Source organism: Mycobacterium gastri, assembly GCF_002102175.1.
In the GTDB taxonomy this organism is placed as follows: Bacteria; Actinomycetota; Actinomycetes; order Mycobacteriales; family Mycobacteriaceae; genus Mycobacterium; species Mycobacterium gastri.
This window is the reverse complement of the sequence record NZ_LQOX01000143.1, coordinates 1-18,289: the sequence shown is the minus strand read 5'-3', so window position 1 is coordinate 18,289 and position 18,289 is coordinate 1. Positions and strand designations below refer to the sequence as shown.

Below are 18,289 nucleotides of genomic sequence, written 5' to 3'. Positions count from 1 at the left end.
GTGACGTGCAACGCGACCAGGCTGCAGCTCGCCGAAGCCATCAAGCTGGCCCGGATGGCAAAGGGATTGAGCTGGACCAAGATCGCCGACGCGATCGGCAAGGACCGGGTGTGGACGGTAGCGGCGCTCCTCGGCCAGCACCCGCTGTCGGCTGACGACGCCTCGACCGTCGCGGCACTGCTCGACCTCGACGCCGACGCGGTCGGCGCTCTGCAGTTGATGCCCTACCGGGGATCCGCCGAATCGGCGTCGGCGGATCCGACGATCTACCGGTTCCATGAGGCGCTGTCGCTCTACGGGCCCGCACTCAAGGAGCTGATCGCCGAGGAGTTCGGCGACGGGATCATGAGCGCCATCAACTTCCGGATGAGTGTGCAGCGGCGCCCGGATCCGCAAGGTGATCGGGTGATTGTGACCTTCGACGGCAAGTTTCTCGACTACACATGGAACAACACGGAACAGGAGGTCATGTCGTGACCGCGACCATCGACGCCGCGATCGACTTGCTCGATTCGGAGCTGCTGGCAGACATCCGCGCGCACGCCGGTGTGCTGGACCGCGGAGACGACACCGCCCGCCGCAGCTTTGCGGGCCTAGGGGCAGTTGGACTGCTCGGGCTCGGTGCTCCCGGCAACATCGACGGACGGCTGCCACAGATGGCCCAGGTGATCCGAATGATCTCCGGCGAGTGCATGAGCACCGGGTTCTGCGTGTGGGCCAACCGGATGGTGATCGAGTATTTACTCACCGCCGCAACGGAATACAGCATGGCCGCGGCCCAGCCGCTGCTGGCCGGCACCGCGCTGGGCATCACCGGAATGGCGGCCGCCTTCAAAGACGCGGCCGGCTGCGGCAGCCTCGAGCTCACCGCCGCAGCCGTCCCGGGCGGCTACCAGCTGAGCGGGTCGATCAGGTGGGCCAGCAACCTGTACCACGACTCGGTCCTGGTGACCGCGGCGCGCACCGAACGCGGCGACAAATTGATCGTGGCCGTGCCGTTGAGCACACCGGGTATCACCATTGGTGATCACTTCGAACTCTTGGCGATGGGCAGCACGGCCTCGTCATATCTGGAGTTGACCGATGTGTACGTCGGCGATGAGCAGGTGCTGTCCACCGACTTCGACGGGTTTCTGGACGCGGTTCGCCCCACCTTCCTGGTCCTGCAGTCGGCAATGTGCCTCGGGCTGGCCAAGACCACGCTGACGCAATGCCGGATCGGCCTCACCGGAGTGAATTCGGTGTTCGCCCCCGACGTCGACCTGATCGCGGGAAAGCTTGCGCTGGCCGAGACCACCTTGGCCAGCGTGGCCGCATCGGTCGGCGGCCAGCAGCCGCCGAGCAAGAAGGAGTTGCTCTCGCTGCGCCTCAGCGCCGCCGAAATCGCCAGTGCCAGCGCCGCGCTGGAGATTCGTACGGCCGGCGGGAAGGGCTATGCCAGCAGGACGCCGGCGAGCCGCCGATACCGGGAAGCCGCATTCCTGCCCGTGCAGTCGCCGTCGGAGGCTCAGCTGCGATGGGAACTGGGGGGATGCCGTTGAGTGACCGCTCGGGTCGACGATGACCCCGGTCGCGGTCCCACCCGGATCCGCATCCGAGCACATGGTCGGCGGGGTTCCGCTGGCCGGCTTGGTGCGCGACTATCACCGCCAAATGGTGAGTTTTGCTTGCACAATGGTGAATTCGCCGACGGTGGCCGAAGAAGCAGTACAAGAAGCATGGGTTCAGGTGATGCAGTCGTCGGCCTCGTTCGAGGGCCGCTCGTCGGTGGCCACCTGGTTGTTCGGGATCGTCAAGAACACCGCGTCGCGGCACCGGCGCCGCGAATCCCGGATCCGCGAGCACGAGGTGCTGGCCACCGACGACGCCGACCCGCTGTCGGGGCGGATGCACCCGGCCGGTCACCCCGACTCCGGGCACTGGAGCGTGCCGCCGTCGAGGCGGTTCCTCCCCGAGGACCGCACCGTCGCAAGGGAACTCGTCGAGCAGGTGCGCGCGGCGCTGGATACGCTGCCGCCGCGGCAGCGACAGCTGGTAATCCTGCGCGACCTGGTCGGCACCTCCGCCGAAGAGGCATCCGAGATCCTCGAGCTGTCCGCCGAGGCGCAACGTGCCCTGCTCTACCGTGGCAGGGCAAACCTCCGAAATGAACTGGAAAAGCGGTACCAACGATGACCGTCTACGACAACACGGTCCCCGCCGTCGACTGCGTTGATTTCGTCCGACTCGTCGACGACCTGGTGGACTCGGACCCGCAGGAGTGGGGAGCGATCGTGGCCAAACACATCGACGAGTGCCCGCCATGCCTGGTGTATCTGCAGCAAATGCTGGACCTCAAGGTTCTGCTCAATCACGTATTCGATGGGGAAAAGCTCAGCGACGAGCACATCGCGGGGGTTATCAACACGATCAACACCCTCAGGAAAGGCCAAGAATGACGAACGCCAGTGCACACTCGTCGCAACCGGATCGCCGCCCGGACCAGGTTTGGACACTGGGGGGACCCGTTGACGCCACATCGATGCGAAACGCCATGGGCGCCTTTCCTTCCGGCGTCACCGTCCTGACCACCCGACTAGGCGACCGATCGGTCGGCATGACCATCAGCTCGTTTGCCTCGGTGTCCCTGGACCCGCCGCTGTTGCTGCAGTGTGTGGCGCGCAGCGCGGGCAGCCTTCCGGCGTTCCGCGTCGGCAGCTCGGTGGCCGTCAACGTGTTGGCGAACGACCAAGCGAGCCTGGCGCGCCGTTTCGCCAGCAAGGTCGACGACCGGTTCGAGGGAGTCGAATTCGACACCGATGACTGCGGTTGTCCGGTTCTTGTCGGTGCGGCCGCCTCGGTAAGCGGCTTTATCGACCGGATCTACGATGCGGGCGACCACGTCATCCTGCTCATCCGCGCCTGCGCCGTGCGCCGCGCCGGCGGCCTGCCGCTGCTCTACTACTCGGGACGGATGCACGATTGGGCAGACACCGTCCACCCGGTGGCTTCTTAAGCGACGCAACACTTTCCATACTTACCGATAGGCGCACCATGTCCCAGCTTGCCCTGGGCCCAGACCGCGTGGGCCCCCCATTGTCCGATGATCGCCGGGCCGGCGATCCGTTCGAACCACTCGGTGTCCCGGCCATGGTGACCCGAATAGCGGACATGGCGCTCGAGAAATCCGCCCATCCGTGGGCTTTCCTGATCCGCTCACTGGTCGGTGGCGCGATGGTGGGTTTCGGCGCGTTGCTGTCGTTGGTCGTCAGCACCGGGGTCAGCACGCCCGGTATCGCCAGCCTGCTGATGGGGCTGGCGTTCGGCATGTCCTTTGTTCTCATCCTGGTATCGGGGGCATCGCTGATCACCGCCGACATGGCAGCCGGCTTTTTCGCGGTGCTGCAGGGACGCATGCGCATCAGCTGCTATCTACAGCTGCTGCTCATCGGACTGATAGGCAATATCGTTGGCGCACTGGTGTTTGTCGCCGTGTGCGCCGCGGCCGGGGGTCCGTATCTGGGTGCCTTCGCCACGCGTGCGGCAATCGTCGGCGCCCAGAAGGCCGGCCAGCCCTTATGGACCGCCTTCCTCCTGGCGGTGCTGTGCACCTGGTTCCTGCAAACCGCCATGTGCATGTACTACAAGGCGCGCAGCGACGTCGCCCGGATGGGCTTGGCGTTCTACGGACCCTTCGCATTCGTGATCGGCAGCGATCAGCACGTCGTGGCAAATGTCGGATTCCTGGGAATGCCGTTGCTGCTCAATGCATTTCACCAGGATACACCCCACTGCGGGATCAGCTGGGGCTTGGGGGACCACGGCTTGGTCACCAATATCTTCGTAACCACTCTCGGCAATCTGGTTGGCGGCACGATCTTTGTGGCGCTGCCCTTTTACGTCATCGCCCGTCTGCAGCCGCGGGAGGAGTAGTCGAGCGCCTCAGAGGATGTGCACGGCTTGCGCCAGCGGCCAGTGGCGCGTTCCCCCGGTTTGGTAGCTCACGCGCTGGCCGGCATGAATGCCGCTAGCAGGCCAATCGACGATCTCGGAAGAGTCGATGAAGACGTCGCGATCGCCGTCTACGGGATGGACGAATCCGAAGCCGTGCTCGTCATCGAACCAGTTGATAACGCCATACGACACGGTCGCCATCGAATCCAGCATCGCTTCGACGTTGTAGCTATTGATGACGGGCATTTTGACAGCCTTCCCCTCGTTACTGCCGGTGGACTCCGACATGCCCGACCGTATCCATCGAGCGGGGAATCGGCGTAGGGTCCTTCGACTCTGATTTCGCGAGTTCTTCGGCGCACCGGCGAGCTGATGGGGGACCGCCTGCCTCAAAGTTGGGTCCATGGGCTCTGCTGAACCGGGCGGCCGTCGTATACGGTCAGGTCGATACTCGCGTCCGCCCGGTTGGTGCTGACGTGAGGATCCGGTGCCGGTCGCTGGTATCCGTCAGGCCGCCGCAAGGAGGGTGAAATGTCCAGGGATACAACGCAGTACGGGATTCTGGTAGGCATCGACGGCTCGGCGCAGTCCGACGCGGCGGTGGCCTGGGCCGCCCGCGAGGCCATCCTGCACAAGATGCCCGTCACCCTGATGCACGGTGTCGCCCCCGTCGTTGTCGGTTGGCCGGTGGGCCAGCTCTACACCGAAATGCCGCAGTGGCAGGAAGACGAAGCGCAAACCGTGATCGAACGGGCGCGCCGGGCGCTGGACGAGAGTTTGGGCGAATCACCCCCGCCCGATGTCCGCACCGAGGTGGTTTATGCCAACATCGTGCCGGCGCTCATCGACGCCTCCAAGGACGCCTGGATGACCGTCGTCGGCAGTCAGGGGATGGGCGCGCTGGGCCGAACGCTGTTGGGATCGGTGAGTTCGGCGCTGTTGCACCATGCGCATTGCCCGGTAGCGGTCATTCATTCCGACGACGGTGTGGCTCCGGACACCAGCGCGCCGGTGCTGGTGGGCATCGACGGATCACCGGCCTCGGAAGCCGCGACGGCCTTGGCATTCGACGAAGCCTCCCGTCGCGGTGTAGACCTGGTCGCGTTGCACGCGTGGAGTGACGTCGGTGTTTTCCCCATCCTCGGGATGGACTGGCGTGATCGCGAGAGTCAGGGAGAGGAGGTTCTCGCCGAACGCCTCGCAGGTTGGCAAGAGCAGTATCCGGACGTCCACGTTCAGCGGTCGCTGGTCTGTGACAAGCCAGCGCACTGGCTGCTCGAGGGAGCCGAGCGCGCGCAATTGGTGGTGGTCGGAAGTCGCGGCCGCGGAGGATTTCCCGGCATGCTCCTCGGTTCGGTCGGCTCTGCCGTGGCGCACTCGGCGAAAATCCCGGTCATCGTCGTGCGTCCCGCCTGATCGCCGGCCGCCGTGCACGAAACACCCGAAACACCCGAAACAGAGGTCTTTGGTCCCTGCTGGTCAGGCCGTTCGGAAGACGCCACAGCGGTATGTGTTTTGTAGCTTGGCGTGATGACCTGTGTGATCGGCCGGCACTGCGCCGGCGCGCTGGGCTGGGCCGCCACGGTGGGCCGAATCGGCGTCGACACACCATTGGTCGCAGCTTTGCCGACACACGTCAGGTAATCGGAGGAGCAACGAAATGTCGATTTTGGAGAAGCGTCTCGGCGTTGTCGTCGGAGCCGACGGCTCACCCGCCTCGAATGCCGCGGTATGTTGGGCGGCCCGCGACGCGGCGATGCGCAACGTTCAGCTGACCATCGCGCATGTGGTGAGCACCGATGTGGCGACCTGGCCGCCGATGCCTTACCCCGACACCTGGGCGGTGTGGCAGGAAGACGAGGGGCGCAAGATCCTGGCCGCAGCGCACAAGATCGCCGACGAGTCCGTCACGGGGGACCGGAAGCTCACCGTGAAAAGCGAGATCGTGTTTTCCACGCCGGTGCCCACCATGGTCGAAATGTCGGCCGAGGCGGAGATGATCGTCGTCGGCAGCTCCGGTCGCGGTGCGTTGGCCCGGGTCCTGCTGGGTTCTGTCAGTTCGAGCCTGGTGAGACGCGCCAGGTGCCCGGTCGCGATCATCCGTGACGAAGATCCATTGATGCCCGATCCGCTGCACGCCCCAGTGCTGCTCGGGATCGACGGGTCACCGGCGTCGGAGGCCGCGGTCGCGGTGGCGTTCGACGAGGCATCCCGTCGCGGGGTCGAGCTGATCGCGCTGCATGCGTGGAGCGACCTCGAGGTGGTCGAGCTGCCGGGACTGAACTGGTCCACGGTGGAAGCAGAAGCCCAGGTCCTGCTGGCCGAGCGGTTGGCCGGCTGGCAGGAGCGCTATCCCGATGTGACTGTGCGCAGAGTGGTCGTGGCTGATCGCCCGGCGCGACAGCTTGTCGAAAGGTCGCAAACCGCCCAGCTCGTCGTGGTCGGAAGCCACGGCCGGGGTGGCGTTACCGGCGTGCTACTGGGTTCGGTGAGCAACGCGGTGGTGCACGCCGTGCGGATGCCCGTGATCGTGGCGCGGTCGGCTTAACACACACCGGGGCGGCCACTGGCATGTAGCTGATGGACCAGCGCTAATTCCCGGTCCAGCCACATGCCTTTGCGGGACTCGGCGGTTGCCTCGGCGGCTGGTTCGCGTATTCCACGCAGTCTCATGCAGTCGTGTCGCCCGGTAATGACGCACATGGCACCGGAAGGGTTGAGCTTGCGCATGATCCCGCCGGTCGCCTGGTGCCCGATACGCTCCTGAACCTGCAGTCGCGCGGCGTAACCGTGGACCAGCCGAGCCAGCTTGGACAGGCCCACGATGCGCTGACCGGGATGGGGGCGGTAGGCCGATAAGCAGCGCTGAAGCCCAAGGCCGAGGGCGCTTGGAGGCGACGCGCCCTACGAACCACGGTTCCTCGGCACCTCGAATTACCAGTCGCGTCGAGTCATCCGTTGTGCGACATGACGTCTGGCGGAGGCGCGGCGAGTCGGGGCCGGCGATGCCGGCGGCGGTCCCCGCGCCATCCACCTTCCGATTAGGCTTCGATCACCTCGGGTTGCGCGTCAGCCTCGTCGATGGCCTTGTGGCCATTGCCGCGGGCAACCGAGATCTTGCGCGGCTTGGCCCGTTCGGCCACCGGGATGACCAGTCGCAGGACGCCTTCTTGGTAGCAAGCCTCGATCCGGTCGGTGTCGAGGTTTTCGCCAAGCACGAGCTGGCGGCTGAACACTCCGCGCGGCCGCTCGCTGGCCAGCATTTCCCGATTCGGATCGACGCTGGGCCGTTCTGCGCGCACGGTCACCACGTTGCGCTCGATATCGATGTCTAGGGAGTTGGCGTCGATGCCGGGCAGGTCGAACTCGACGACGAATTTTTCGCCATCCCGCCACGCATCCATGGGCATCACGGCTGGCCGGGCGGCCGTGCCCAGCACCTGTTGGGCAAAGCGGTCCAGATCACGGAACGGGTCGGTGCGCATCAGCATGGTGGTCACCTTTCACTCCAATCTGCTGGGTCCAGTAGATATCTATGGCTAAAGCCATAGATTTTTTATAACATTATCGACATTGTAATGCAAGTGTGATAGAGAAGTTTTCTATGCGAGTAGCAGTCGAGGGGATAAGCTATGGCTGACCGTCCCGGCGAAACCGGCGCGCCGGCGCCCGATCAGGGCGTGTACGGCATCTCGGTGGCAGCCGAGCTCTCCGGTATCGCGGTGCAGTCACTGCGGCTGTACGAACGCTACGGATTGTTGACACCCGCTCGTAGTGACGGTGGAACACGGCGTTACAGCGCCGACGACTTGGCCCGGCTGCAGCGGATCAGCGCTCTGGTTGACGCCGGAATCAATCTGGCCGGAATTGCGCGCATCCTCAGTCTCGAAGACGACAACGCGGCACTGGCTGCTGCGAACGACGACTTGGAGGCCAACAACCGCTCCCTGCGCAACGCCGCGAAAGCGGCCGCAAGATCGACCCGAGCCACCCGGGTTGCCGCCAACGGCGAAGCCTGACCGGATCAGGCGGTCCCACCCTAGCCACATTTCTGACGATATCCTCATGATCGAGTCATACTTGCCATAGTGATGTCTCCCAGTGACGGCCCCGCCGAGCCGCCGAACCGGCTCGAACGACGCAAACAACGCACCAGGACAGCGTTGGTTAGGGCCGCGCAGCGGCTAATTGCCGAAGGAAAGTTCAACGCGCCGGTGCTCGAGATCACCCAGGCTGCCGACGTGGGCATGGGCTCGTTCTACAACCACTTCGACAGCAAGGAGCAGCTGTTCGCGGCTGCGGTAGCTGACGTCCTTGACACCCACGGGGCGTTGCTGGACCTGCTCACCGCGTCGATCGACGACCCTGCCGAAACGTTCGCCGTCAGTTTCCGGCTCACCGGCAGGCTGTTTCGTCGGCGACCACTGGAGAGTGACATTCTGTTGGCCACCGGGACCAACCTGCTGTCATCCGACCACGGGCTGGCCCCCCGTGCCCTGCGGGACATCAAGGCCGCCGCCGAAGCCGGACGGTTTCGGGTGGGGGACCCCGAACTGGCGTTAGCGACTGCCGGGGGCGCGTTGCTGGGGCTGGGCACCTTGTTGCGCGCGGATCCGCATCGTGACGACGCGTTGGCTGCCGACATGGTCACCGAGAGGTTGCTGCGTCTATTCGGACTCGATTCCCAGGAGGCGCGCACCATTTGCCAACGCCCCCTTCCTGCCCTCGATGCCCGGGGACAATCGGGTTCGGTTGGCTGACGGTCTGGTGCCGGTTCGGTGCCGGCCTGGGCGGGTAACCGCTGCCGTCGCCACATCAGTGACGACTAACCGCCTTGTCTTGCAGGCTGTTTCGCGTGTCGGTGGACCACACGGCGGTGCAACCTGGGCACTGGAGATGCAGTTCGGTCGCACGGTTGCTCAGCAGATACTGCCAGTGGGTCCCGCAATTGCGCCGACTGCGGCACTCCGAACATGCGTTGCGGCCCCAGTTGCAATTCGGGCAGGGTAGCCAGGCGCGCCGGCCGGCGTCGGCGTGTGGATCGATGGGCAACATGAGCGAAGTCAGCCTTTCTCTGTCTAACGATTAGTTAGGATAGGCTGCCCATATGTACACCCGTCAAACCAGGAGAGTTCCGGTGCGGTTTCCGGCGGGTACTTCCAGGCCGAACTCGCGGGAGAACCTACCGCGACCGGCGGGGACTTGCGAAGCTTGTGCCGAACCAGGCGAACCGGGGGGTCAGCGTCTTTTGGCGACCGTTTTGCGTGCGACTATGACCGGCACATGGCTCAACAGCACCACGGCGGCGCTGACCGAACCGAACAATATCCCCGCGAATCCGCCGCTTCCGCGACTGCCGACCACCACGAGTTGGGCCGACTTGGACGTACCGACAAGTTCAGGCGCCGCATCGTTGCGTGCGATCATTCGGCGGACAACGACATCGGGGTACTGTTCGCCCCAACCGGCCAGGCGCTCGGCGACGATCTTGTCCTCTTGTGTTCTCAGTTCCGGCCAGCCGGGACCCGGCAAACTGACGATCGGATCCAATACGCCCGGAGATTTCCACGCGTGCACGGCCACCAGGTCCACCTTGCGACGAGAGGCAGCGTCGAACGCGATGGCGATCGCCACTTCCGACTCCGGTGTCCCGTCGATGCCTACCAGTACCGGGGCTCGCTCGGAATCGGCGGCCATTGGGACGTCATCATGGATGACCGCCACCGGGCACCGCGCGTCATGGATGAGACCCGAAGTCACCGAACCCAAGTGCCGGCCCCGCAATGAGCCAGTGCCGCGGCAACCGGCCACCACCAAATGGGCATCTTCGGACAGTTTGGTCAGCGTTGAAACGGTTGTCCCGCTGGTCATTTCGCGGTAGATCTGGGTTAGTCCGCGTTCGCAGCTTTCCTCGGCGACCTTGAGCGCCGCGTCGAGCAGTTGCTGTCCGGCGTCAATTCGGCTGCGGGTCCGTCCTGCGGCTACCGACGAGGCCAGCCGCGTTCCCGTCGCGGGCGGGAGAACATGGGCCAAGGTCAGCGGAACATTGCGCAACTCGGCGTCACGGGCGGCCCATCGGACCGCTGCTTGGGAGCCCGGCGAGCCGTCGACGCCGACGACGATTCCCCGATGGCTGTCGATCTTGGACATGCGTTTCCTCGTTCTTTGCGCTTGAACGCTATTGGTTCAGCGGCAATGCGGAACGAGGCATTGGTCCCTTGTCGATGGGCCTTCAGACCTCTAACCGGGAACGCACCGTCGAGATTGGCGCCGAGCTCAGCTGGTCCCTGCGGCGGTATCGATTGACCGCCGGGTGGCCTTGGCGGACCGGCATGCCACGAGCGCCAGTCCGAGCGCGAAAACCAGCGCGCTCATCCACGGATATTTCCCGTCCGGAGCAAATCCCGCCGCGGCGACCACCCACAGGAAGCCAGCAGCCATCAGGGTGCCCGCCAGCATGATTGGTTCGGCCCAACGCTGCGGCAGCGGTATCCGGATAGTCGGCAACGGTGCCGCGAAGAATCGCCGGAGCCCCCACAACAATGCCATCTCCATGGCCGTCACCAGGCTCAAGACAACCTCCCATTCCAGCCTGGCCAGCCACCACGCCGCCGTTCCCTGGGCCGGTTGCGGCAGCAGCCCGGCCGGGTAGGCGACGACCGCGACGATCACCACCGGCACCATGTGCCACAGGTAGAGCGCCATCACATTGCTGTTAGCGGCTGACAACAGCCGCTGCAATCGGCGGGAACGAAGCACGCGGTTGAGCGCGGGTGCGATGGCCACCGCGATGCCGGCCTGAGTGCAGGCGAACGCCAGCATCGCCACCGACGGCGGCATGCTGTTCTGTACCGCCTGGCCGGGAACCCCGATCATGCTGACCGGATAGGGGCCGATCCAGATGAGCAGGGCCAGCGCGACTGCCGATCCGGCGGCAAGCACCACCGGTCGATGACCGGCTAACAGCCCGGCCTGCCAACAGATTCCCAGCTGGTAGAGCAGGCCCCAGCACAACAGGTAGTTCAGACCGCCCAGAGAGGGCATATGACCGGCTATCGCAGCGGCGTCCACCGCTGCCAGCGCAACTGCCAGTGTCGCCGGCACCATGAGCCCCCACCGTCGGTGTGCGGCTATCGCGACGGGCGTCAGCGATACCACCACCAAATACACCGCGAGGAACCACAGGTGCATGGCCACCGCCCAACCCGCATACTCCAGCACCGAGCCGGGCAGGCCGGAGACCTGCAGCGCCAGCACGACTGCCGACATCAGCCCCACGTACACCGCGGTGGGTCCGAGCACTCGCGCCACCCGATGCCGTATCCAGCCCTGCCGCGACACACCGCCGTCGCCGTAACGATGTGTCCATGACACCGCGCCGGCATAGCCGGCCACCAGGAAGAAAACCGGCACCGCCTGAAAAGGCCACGTCAGCCACTGCGTCCAGGGCTGGTCGACAAGCGGATTCTGCCGGCCGAACTGTCCGTTGTGATACGTCACGGACCCGGCCAGCCAGTGGCCCAGAACGATGAGGACCACGCCCGACACCCGGTAAAAGTCGACGGCCAGATCGCGGGCCGGTCGACCGGTGCCTGCGTGGTCCATCAGATCGGGGGAAGCTCAGCGACCTGCACGAGCGCGAGGGTACTCGCCGGCGCCCACATAATTGGTGCGGACACTGCTCCGGTGGAACGCTTCGGGGGCCGATACGCGGACATCCGCGGCCGCCAACGAGATCCGACTCAAAGCTTGCGCACCAAGGCGGCGGCACGGACGTCGTCGCTCACCACGAAGTGCATGCGGATGCGGCCGTCGTGCTGGTCGGAACGAATAGTGACGGCTTCGCCGTACTTGATCGGGCTGCGGTACTCGAGCACCACGCGATATGGAGCCGCGGTCAGCTCTGCGCCGGCCGGCAGCTGGCCGAGTACCTCGACTATGCCGTGCCAGTAGATGGTGTTGTTAACGTGCTCGAAAGGATCAATATCGGTGCGGCGCAGCGGAAATGGCGTCTCGGTGCCGTCGGTCACCGGCTCGGTGAGCCAGGGGCGCCACTTGAGCCGGTGGTTGTCGGTGGTGCTGCCGAAGCGGGCGATGCATTCATCGGTGAGCCGCGACGGCGTCAGGGTGTCCTTGTTCACACAGATCCAGAAACCCTCGGTTTCGATCCGTCCGCCGGCAGCGCCTTCAAGCTGGACGCGCATGTTGCACCATCGGGTGGAAAGCGCTGCGCACCAACGGCTAAAGGTGATGTCGCTGGGTAGCTCGATCGGCTCGATGACGTCGATCACGGTGCGCAGCACGATCCAGTGGGGATGGACTTCGGCCAGCGCGGCATCGGCCAAGTGCTCGGCGCCGACTTCTTGGATATACCGGGCTACTCCGTCCAGGCGCAGCCTCTGGTGCTCGTCGATGTCGGTGGTGGCCAGTCGCCAGCTTGTCCGGTACACGTATCCCGAGTCGGGCTTGTCAATCAAGGGTGCGTCGATATCAGGGTGCTGCAGCACGCCCACTCCTCAACGTCGCCGCGGTATCGCCGCCGTGGTCGCTCAACAATTTTTCCAGTCGCTCACTGGCAGCATTCAACCTCGACTGGAACATCGAGACCACCCGCTCGCGTACCCGCGGCTTGTGCGACAACGGCGGCAGCAGCTCGGCGAGAAGATTCAACCGTGCCGAGCCGAGCCAGTCGGTCAGCTCGGCGTCGGCGAGCCAACGCTGAAAATTACGCAGATCGGAATGCATCAGCCGTAACCAGTCCACGTCGGAGTCCGGATGTGGAATCGGCACGCAGAGTTCGTTTTTCACCGCATCGTCAGGGTAGGCAAGTTCGACGTGTGCGGTGAACGCCGCGCTGAACACCTGTTGACAGCCGCGCACCGCCTGCAGGGTGAGGCGGTCGCCGTCGAAAACCGGTGTGGCCGGCCGCTGCGGTGCCCCGTCGGCGGTGCAGTCGATGTAGAGGGCGGACGGAGACGAGGCGATCGATCCGTCGTCGAGCACGATGATGGTGGGCTCGATGCGTTGGACATGGCCCATCCGGACGACGTCGTCGATCCGGCGCAACTGCTGGTATTCGGGTTGTGACACGGTCGCGCACCGATACATGGTGGGTCGTATCTCGGGATTGAGCCGGAGCAAGGTTCCGGCTGCCTCGAGCCGGTCGAACAGGTCCTGGACCGATGTCGCGTTGCCGATGGCATCGAGCGTGGCGCCGTAGCTGTCCCGGAACTTCTTGATGAATGTCGGTCCCGGCTGCAGCGTTGCCCGGTCGATCAGCCAGGCGTCGCGCGGCATGATCCAGGTCAGCTTCTCGGGGGTGATGCCGTTTCGCAGCAACCACAAACAGACGTCCATGCCGGTCTTGCCCGCGCCGACGACCACGTATCGGTCGCGGGCGCTGAATTTCGGCAGGTCGTTGGGTGCAATGCAGTCGATGCCCGGCGCCACCGGGTACGGAGCCGGCCGCATCGACGGCACGACGGCTTGCAGGTAGGTGGCATCGACGATGCGCCGCCTGACCGTGACCCGGTATTGCGCGCCGCCCAGCGTCCGGAATCGGCCGTCGCCGAGGTAGTCGCTCATGGGGAAGTACTCAACGCGCCCACTGGGCAGGAATTGCTGTTGCATCACAGCGTCGAAGTAGGCGCAGATTTCGCCGACGGAGGCGAGTTCGTTCAGTCCTTGGTTCCAGCCGACGGCGTCAATAGTGTTGTTGCCCAGGGCTCGTGAGTTGACTCCGTAATACGCCGACGGTTGGTGCAGCCGAACGAATGGGTAGGCGGCGGTCCAATGCCCACCCGGTTGATGTGCCCGGTCGACGATGACCACGCGTGCCTCGGATTCGGCGAGGAGCGTATCGGTGAACGCGATTCCCATTGCCCCGGCGCCCACCACCAGGTAGTCGGTCTCGATGGCTGTCGTTGGCCCTTGCGCTGGCCCCTTCATAAGCCCTCCTTCGACCATTGGGATATGGACGACCAGTCGCCGGCGGGAAGCGAGCCAGTCGTCGCCGTGGCGGAGCGGTCTCTGTTGCTGCAACGGAGCCGAATGGAGTCTAAGCCCGGCATCGGGACCGACCGGCGATTAGCCGCGGCCGGCGTGAGTTACCGGTGGGATCCTACCGACGTCGGCTTCGGCGTGGAGGGGCCTTGTATCCAGGGCAGCGCAGGTACCCGCGAAGCATGCCGCGGTGTATGACGGTCGGGGATGCGCTATCGAGGAGGTGTCAAGAACGTGGACATCCGCCTGCCCACCTGTGGATCATCCGGGGTGCCCTCTGATGCGGACGCCGGGAGCTGGATATGACCGGCCTTACCCTCACGGTCGCCACGGCGTCGCGCCGTTGCCTGAGATAAACCGAAGGAACGAGCCTTGACACGCGGGCCCAGCTGGGCGAGCCGGAAGTCGAGATCGCCCTGTCGGCCGCCCTGTTACTGCGCGACGACCATGACGTGGTGCTGCCGCGGACCGTATTGATCTCGCTGGCCCTGGACGTGTCGTTGAGCAACCCGATGATCAATTCGGTCGAGCTGACCGATCCGTGGCTGGCGCGCGAGGCACTGTCGGTGTTCGGGGAGTGTTGGCGTGGCGATCTCATTCCGGAGGATCCGCGCGTCAGTCCGCTAGCGGCGGATCTGACCGGTCTTGGCCCGCTGACCGTTTTCAGCGGGCCTCGCGACATCCTCAACCCTGACGCACGATCGCTCGTCGAGAAGACTAGCGCGGCCGGTGTGGACATTGACTATCACGAGCGCTTCGGTTTGCTGCACGTCTACCCGCTGATGCCTATCCCGGAAGCCCGTGCTGCGCGGGCAGTTATCGTCGAGCGTCTGCGCGCGCACTAGCACCAAAGATTCGGTGCAGCGAGCAAGGTGCGCCGCTGGCCAGTGCCCGCGCCCCAGGGGTGAGCGTGAAAGCGTCTCTGGGATCAAACAATACGACCGGGCGGCTTTGCCCGGACTGTTGACCACGCGCCGACCTCGCCGAGTGTGGTGCCGCACAACGACTCTCACGAACGTTGTCGGCTCAGCGACTCAGGACCACATTGAGTAGTTGGGTGAGCCAGGCGCGGGCGGCGGCCTGATCGCTGTCGAGCAGTAATTGGATGCTGACGCCGTCGTATACCGCGACGATTGCCCGGGCCGTGTCCGCGACGGTGCTGAGGGACTGGTTGAATTCGATGCCGCTGGCAATCAGCCGCTCTTCGATCACGTTGCGCAATTGCGCGCGGTGCACCTCCCAGCGGTGGGCGAGGTCGGGGTGGCGAGCGGCGTGGAGCAGGAAGTCAATCTTGATGAGCAGCCAGTCGCGTTCGAAAAGCAGGGTGTCCACGATGCGTTCGACGACACTGGTCAGGTCGGTGACAGGTTCGCTGCCTTCCATGGCGGCGCGGACCTGTTCGGCGGTGCGGGCCGCCCATTGGTCATAGAGCAGGAAGAACAGTTCCTCGAGGCTGTCGAACTGGGAATAGAACGCGCCTCGGGTGTAGCCGGCGGCCTCACAAACATCCTCGATGGTCACGTGCCCGTACCCCTTGTCGGCGAACACCCGGAATGCCGCCTCGATGAGACGGCCGCGGGTTTCGGCGCGGCGTTTGGTGACCCGTACTGGCTTGTCGCTGGTGGTCGTTGACGGCATTTGCACTCGCCTTCGATGGTGGTGTGATCGATACATTGCCACATCGGATACGTGACGGGCCACTTCGCCGCGCTGGACGTCCATGTCGCTCCGAAAGACCAAGCCGCACCATGGCAACTCCACATCAGTGAGCATCTAGGCCATGGGCGTGCACCGAAGCCGGGCCACGCCAACCCGTTACGATGGGCCAGCGGATTTCCCACGCTGCGTTACGGCATGCCGCGCACGGCGTAGCTGCTACCGTCCCGTCCGGGCGCACCGGCCGGGTTGGGCGGCCATCAACGGACCCGGATCTAGGTGCTGATGTGTAGCGGGCCGATGCCGATGAGGTGGTCGCCGGTGAGGCCGATGCCGATGTTGTGGTTGCCGGTGTTGAAGAGGCCTTGGTTGTAGGTGCCGTGGTTGGCTACGCCGAGGAGTTGTAGGGCGCTGAGGGGTAGGCCGCTGTTGGCGATGCCGGTGTTGGCGAGGCCGAGGTTGAGCGTGCCGTGGTTCCAGGCGCCGACGTTTTGGGTGCCGTAGTTTCCTGCGCCGAGGTTGTCGGTGCCGCCGTTGAAGAGGCCGACGCCGCCGAAGGTGGTGATGGGGTCGGTGGGGGTGAAGTGGGGGCTGAGGTTGCCGATGCCGACGTTGAGGGTGCCGTCGTTGAAGAAGCCGATGTTGCCCTGGCCGATGTTGCCGTAGCCGTAGTTGGGCAGCAGGCTCTGCAGCGCTTGCGCGGGCGAGATCAACTGCGCGGCAGCCGCCGCCGCTCCCGCGTAATAGTCCACCATCGCGGTCACGTCCTGAGCCCACATTTCCTCGTAGATGCTCTCGGCAGCCGCGATCGCCGGCGCGTTCTGACCGAATAGATTCGACAGCACCAGGGACACAAAGTTAGAACGATTGGCCGCCACTACCGCCGGGTGCACCGTGGCCGCCATCGCCGACTCAAATGCCCCCGCAACCATTTGGGCCTGGGCACAGGCCCCGGCAGCCTGGGATGCCGCCGTCCGCAACCAGCCCGCATACGGCGCGGCGGTAGCCAGCATCGCAGTAGACGCCGGACCCTGCCATGCCTGGGCGGCCAGGCCCGAGGTCATCGAGGAAAACGACTCCGCTGCCGAATCGAGCTCTGCCGCCAACGCATTCCAAGCGACAGCGGCCTCCAACATGGGCGCCGAGCCGGCGCCCGAAAAGATCCGCGCCGAATTTATCTCTGGCGGCAACACCAAGAAGTTCATGACCCCGCTACCTCCCTAGCCCGATTTCATCTCGTGGGTCGAGACCCTCGCAATGACGATACAACACCGTATCGGATGGGATACCATATTGGATATATTTACCAATAGGATGTACGGTCATATGCGATGTGCTAATGTAGGCAACTTTGCGCGTGCCAATCACCAAAACCACCTGCCGCCGAGAGCCGGTCAGACTCGTTGGGCTGCATCAAGGGCTAACGGCGGAGGTGCAGGCGATCACGGTTCTCTAAACCGGAACCACCGCAAGACGAGGAAGGGCCGATAGGTCACAGTGACGTATTGGCCTGTGGCAGCGACCTTAGCTGGTAATGGTGCGTGCTCAAGAGGTGCGAGTTCGAAGTAGCCCTCGCGAACCAGGAAAGGGCGACGCGTGAGCGAGGCCCGGTTGACAACCGCGTAGCCCAGTTCGAACGTGGGATTGCGCCCTATGAAATCAGCGCGGTGACGATCGATGTCGCTTCGGTAAGGGCGGCTGGACCCATGTTGCCAATCGGTTCACCGAGCGCCGAAGTCGGCAGCCACTGCACCAGCTCGGGGAGAAGCGTTCCTTCGGGCTGGCTGGCGGGCACGACCATCGCCATCGCATCGTCAGGGACTTGGCCGGGGATGAACGGGCAGGTGATCACACGGCCGGTGTTGGCGGCCAGGTGAATCGAGTTGGACAGCACTGCCACATAGAGCTCGCGGGTGGTGTCTTGGCGCGGAGCGATGTCACCGGGGGCGATCACAGCCCCGCGGCCCGGTTGGCTTCATAGACTTGCTCGGCGTAGGAGTCGATATTGAGCGCCGGCGCGGTACGGGTTGTGTACGTGTGAAGCGCTCGACGCAAATGCTCGTTCCGCAGCGCCCGCTCGATCATCTCCGACCGATTCAGCCCGGCCGCCTTGGCGTCTGCGTCGGCCTCGGCAAGCACGGCCGCGTCGACAGTGACAGAAATCTTCTCTTTCGCCATATGATCATCCTACTAATCATCCTACTACTGGTCTAGCGCATCACGCCGGGGGTCTTCGGTGTCTGTGGCTGCTTAAGGCCAAGGCGGACCCCCCTGTCTGCGGCCGCGCGAGATTGAGCAAAAGCTGCGTGGAGAAGGACTGCGCAGTAATGAATTAGATGATGAAATACGTTGCACACCACCGCAACTCGCTACTTTTAGTTGGTTACGGTGCGTGCTCAAGGGGTGCGAGTTGCTCCGCGGCGCCGACGGGGAGTCGTTCTCTTGCCGCCGCTCCGCGGACCTTCATTGTGATTGCAAGCATTTCCTTGTAAATATGGCTGCCCAGCTTCAGCGCAATCGTTCGAATCGTCCGAAGATGACGACCTGTCTCAAACATGGCTGCGCGAGTGCATATACCGATCGACCAGTTATCGACAAGCAGGTTACAGCTGAAATACATTTGTCGACCGCCACCGTGATGGGACCGGTTTGAGCAGGGTTTAGCCACGGTCATGGGACCACCCGTTTGCCAGTGATG

Annotated in this window: 21 protein-coding genes and 2 pseudogenes; 11 read left to right on the top strand and 12 right to left on the bottom strand. The window is 64.5% G+C overall.

The window, feature by feature from the left end; genetic code table 11:
- From cynS to AWC07_RS23200, 6 genes are all read left to right on the top strand, one after another.
- Nucleotides 1–477 carry a cyanase gene (gene cynS / locus AWC07_RS23225; RefSeq protein ID WP_084293783.1) on the top strand — a complete coding sequence of 159 codons (477 nt, stop codon included), beginning with the start codon at nt 1–3 and terminating at the stop codon, nt 475–477.
- A complete protein-coding gene (locus AWC07_RS23220; RefSeq protein ID WP_036420008.1) occupies nt 474–1,541 on the top strand; it encodes an acyl-CoA dehydrogenase family protein in 1,068 nt (355 codons plus the stop codon). The genes cynS and AWC07_RS23220 overlap by 4 nt, the downstream gene beginning before the upstream one ends.
- 19 nt (nt 1,542–1,560) lie before the next feature.
- Nucleotides 1,561–2,175 (top strand): RNA polymerase sigma factor, encoded by a 615-nt coding sequence (locus AWC07_RS23215; protein WP_036420010.1) that lies wholly within the window; start codon nt 1,561–1,563, stop codon nt 2,173–2,175.
- The gene (locus tag AWC07_RS23210) at nt 2,172–2,438 is read left to right on the top strand and encodes a hypothetical protein (protein WP_023364555.1); all 267 of its coding nucleotides are present in this window, start codon (nt 2,172–2,174) and stop codon (nt 2,436–2,438) included. The genes AWC07_RS23215 and AWC07_RS23210 overlap by 4 nt, the downstream gene beginning before the upstream one ends.
- A 95-nt stretch (nt 2,439–2,533) precedes the next feature.
- Complete coding sequence (locus tag AWC07_RS23205; protein ID WP_085105252.1) at nt 2,534–2,995, top strand: flavin reductase family protein; 462 nt, start codon at nt 2,534–2,536, stop codon at nt 2,993–2,995.
- Nucleotides 2,996–3,033: 38 nt separating this feature from the next.
- Nucleotides 3,034–3,912, top strand: a complete 879-nt coding sequence (locus AWC07_RS23200) for a formate/nitrite transporter family protein (protein ID WP_051507890.1) — start codon at nt 3,034–3,036, stop codon at nt 3,910–3,912.
- A 9-nt stretch (nt 3,913–3,921) separates the two neighbouring features.
- Here the strand turns inward: AWC07_RS23200 and AWC07_RS23195 are convergent, their stop codons facing one another.
- Entirely contained in the window at nt 3,922–4,221 is a 300-nt protein-coding gene (locus AWC07_RS23195; protein ID WP_051507889.1) for a cold-shock protein, read from the bottom strand.
- Between the two features lie 243 nt (nt 4,222–4,464).
- Here AWC07_RS23195 and AWC07_RS23190 point away from each other — a divergent pair, with 243 nt between their 5' ends.
- Together AWC07_RS23190 and AWC07_RS23185 are read left to right on the top strand one after the other, a co-directional pair.
- A complete protein-coding gene (locus tag AWC07_RS23190) occupies nt 4,465–5,349 on the top strand; it encodes a universal stress protein (protein WP_036411382.1) in 885 nt (294 codons plus the stop codon).
- Between the two features lie 244 nt (nt 5,350–5,593).
- Complete coding sequence (locus tag AWC07_RS23185; RefSeq protein WP_036411380.1) at nt 5,594–6,481, top strand: universal stress protein; 888 nt, start codon at nt 5,594–5,596, stop codon at nt 6,479–6,481.
- Here the strand turns inward: AWC07_RS23185 and AWC07_RS23180 are convergent.
- Nucleotides 6,478–6,774, bottom strand: a pseudogene (locus AWC07_RS23180) (GTP cyclohydrolase I); the annotation flags it as partial. The gene AWC07_RS23185 and the pseudogene AWC07_RS23180 sit on opposite strands and share 4 nt — an antisense overlap.
- A gap of 200 nt (nt 6,775–6,974) precedes the next feature.
- Nucleotides 6,975–7,424, bottom strand: coding sequence for an Hsp20/alpha crystallin family protein (locus tag AWC07_RS23175; protein ID WP_036411393.1), 450 nt, complete (start codon nt 7,422–7,424; stop codon nt 6,975–6,977).
- A 141-nt stretch (nt 7,425–7,565) separates the two neighbouring features.
- Between AWC07_RS23175 and AWC07_RS23170 the strand changes: the two genes are divergently transcribed.
- Entirely contained in the window at nt 7,566–7,952 is a 387-nt protein-coding gene (locus AWC07_RS23170) for a MerR family transcriptional regulator (RefSeq protein ID WP_036411378.1), read from the top strand.
- A 72-nt stretch (nt 7,953–8,024) separates the two neighbouring features.
- Complete coding sequence (locus tag AWC07_RS23165) at nt 8,025–8,693, top strand: TetR/AcrR family transcriptional regulator (RefSeq protein WP_036411376.1); 669 nt, start codon at nt 8,025–8,027, stop codon at nt 8,691–8,693.
- 478 nt (nt 8,694–9,171) lie between these two features.
- Here the strand turns inward: AWC07_RS23165 and AWC07_RS23155 are convergent, their stop codons facing one another.
- The 4 genes from AWC07_RS23155 to AWC07_RS23140 form a co-directional block, all read right to left on the bottom strand.
- The gene (locus AWC07_RS23155; RefSeq protein ID WP_036411374.1) at nt 9,172–10,083 is read right to left on the bottom strand and encodes a universal stress protein; all 912 of its coding nucleotides are present in this window, start codon (nt 10,081–10,083) and stop codon (nt 9,172–9,174) included.
- A gap of 126 nt (nt 10,084–10,209) precedes the next feature.
- Complete coding sequence (locus AWC07_RS23150) at nt 10,210–11,538, bottom strand: acyltransferase family protein (protein WP_036411372.1); 1,329 nt, start codon at nt 11,536–11,538, stop codon at nt 10,210–10,212.
- 137 nt (nt 11,539–11,675) lie between these two features.
- The gene (locus AWC07_RS23145) at nt 11,676–12,440 is read right to left on the bottom strand and encodes an acyl-[acyl-carrier-protein] thioesterase (protein WP_051507891.1); all 765 of its coding nucleotides are present in this window, start codon (nt 12,438–12,440) and stop codon (nt 11,676–11,678) included.
- Nucleotides 12,424–13,881, bottom strand: a complete 1,458-nt coding sequence (locus AWC07_RS23140) for an NAD(P)-binding protein (RefSeq protein WP_036411369.1) — start codon at nt 13,879–13,881, stop codon at nt 12,424–12,426. Before AWC07_RS23140 ends, AWC07_RS23145 begins: the two co-directional genes overlap by 17 nt.
- Nucleotides 13,882–14,324: 443 nt before the next feature.
- On the opposite strand from AWC07_RS23140, the gene AWC07_RS23130 reads away from it, so the two are divergent.
- Entirely contained in the window at nt 14,325–14,780 is a 456-nt protein-coding gene (locus AWC07_RS23130) for an alpha/beta hydrolase fold domain-containing protein (protein ID WP_084293422.1), read from the top strand.
- A gap of 181 nt (nt 14,781–14,961) precedes the next feature.
- Here AWC07_RS23130 and AWC07_RS23125 read toward each other — a convergent pair whose 3' ends face one another.
- The 5 genes and pseudogenes from AWC07_RS23125 to AWC07_RS28185 all read right to left on the bottom strand — a co-directional run.
- The gene (locus AWC07_RS23125; RefSeq protein WP_036411362.1) at nt 14,962–15,573 is read right to left on the bottom strand and encodes a TetR/AcrR family transcriptional regulator; all 612 of its coding nucleotides are present in this window, start codon (nt 15,571–15,573) and stop codon (nt 14,962–14,964) included.
- 698 nt (nt 15,574–16,271) lie between these two features.
- Nucleotides 16,272–16,796: pseudogene (locus tag AWC07_RS23120) on the bottom strand (PPE family protein); the annotation flags it as partial.
- Between the two features lie 446 nt (nt 16,797–17,242).
- Entirely contained in the window at nt 17,243–17,545 is a 303-nt protein-coding gene (locus AWC07_RS23115) for a hypothetical protein (protein ID WP_036411360.1), read from the bottom strand.
- Nucleotides 17,542–17,769: a ribbon-helix-helix protein, CopG family gene (locus tag AWC07_RS23110; RefSeq protein WP_036411359.1), complete on the bottom strand. Its 228-nt coding sequence runs from the start codon at nt 17,767–17,769 to the stop codon at nt 17,542–17,544. The genes AWC07_RS23115 and AWC07_RS23110 overlap by 4 nt, the downstream gene beginning before the upstream one ends.
- A 205-nt stretch (nt 17,770–17,974) precedes the next feature.
- A partial coding sequence (locus AWC07_RS28185; protein WP_208622458.1) for a hypothetical protein occupies nt 17,975–18,289 on the bottom strand: 315 nt, incomplete at its 5' end.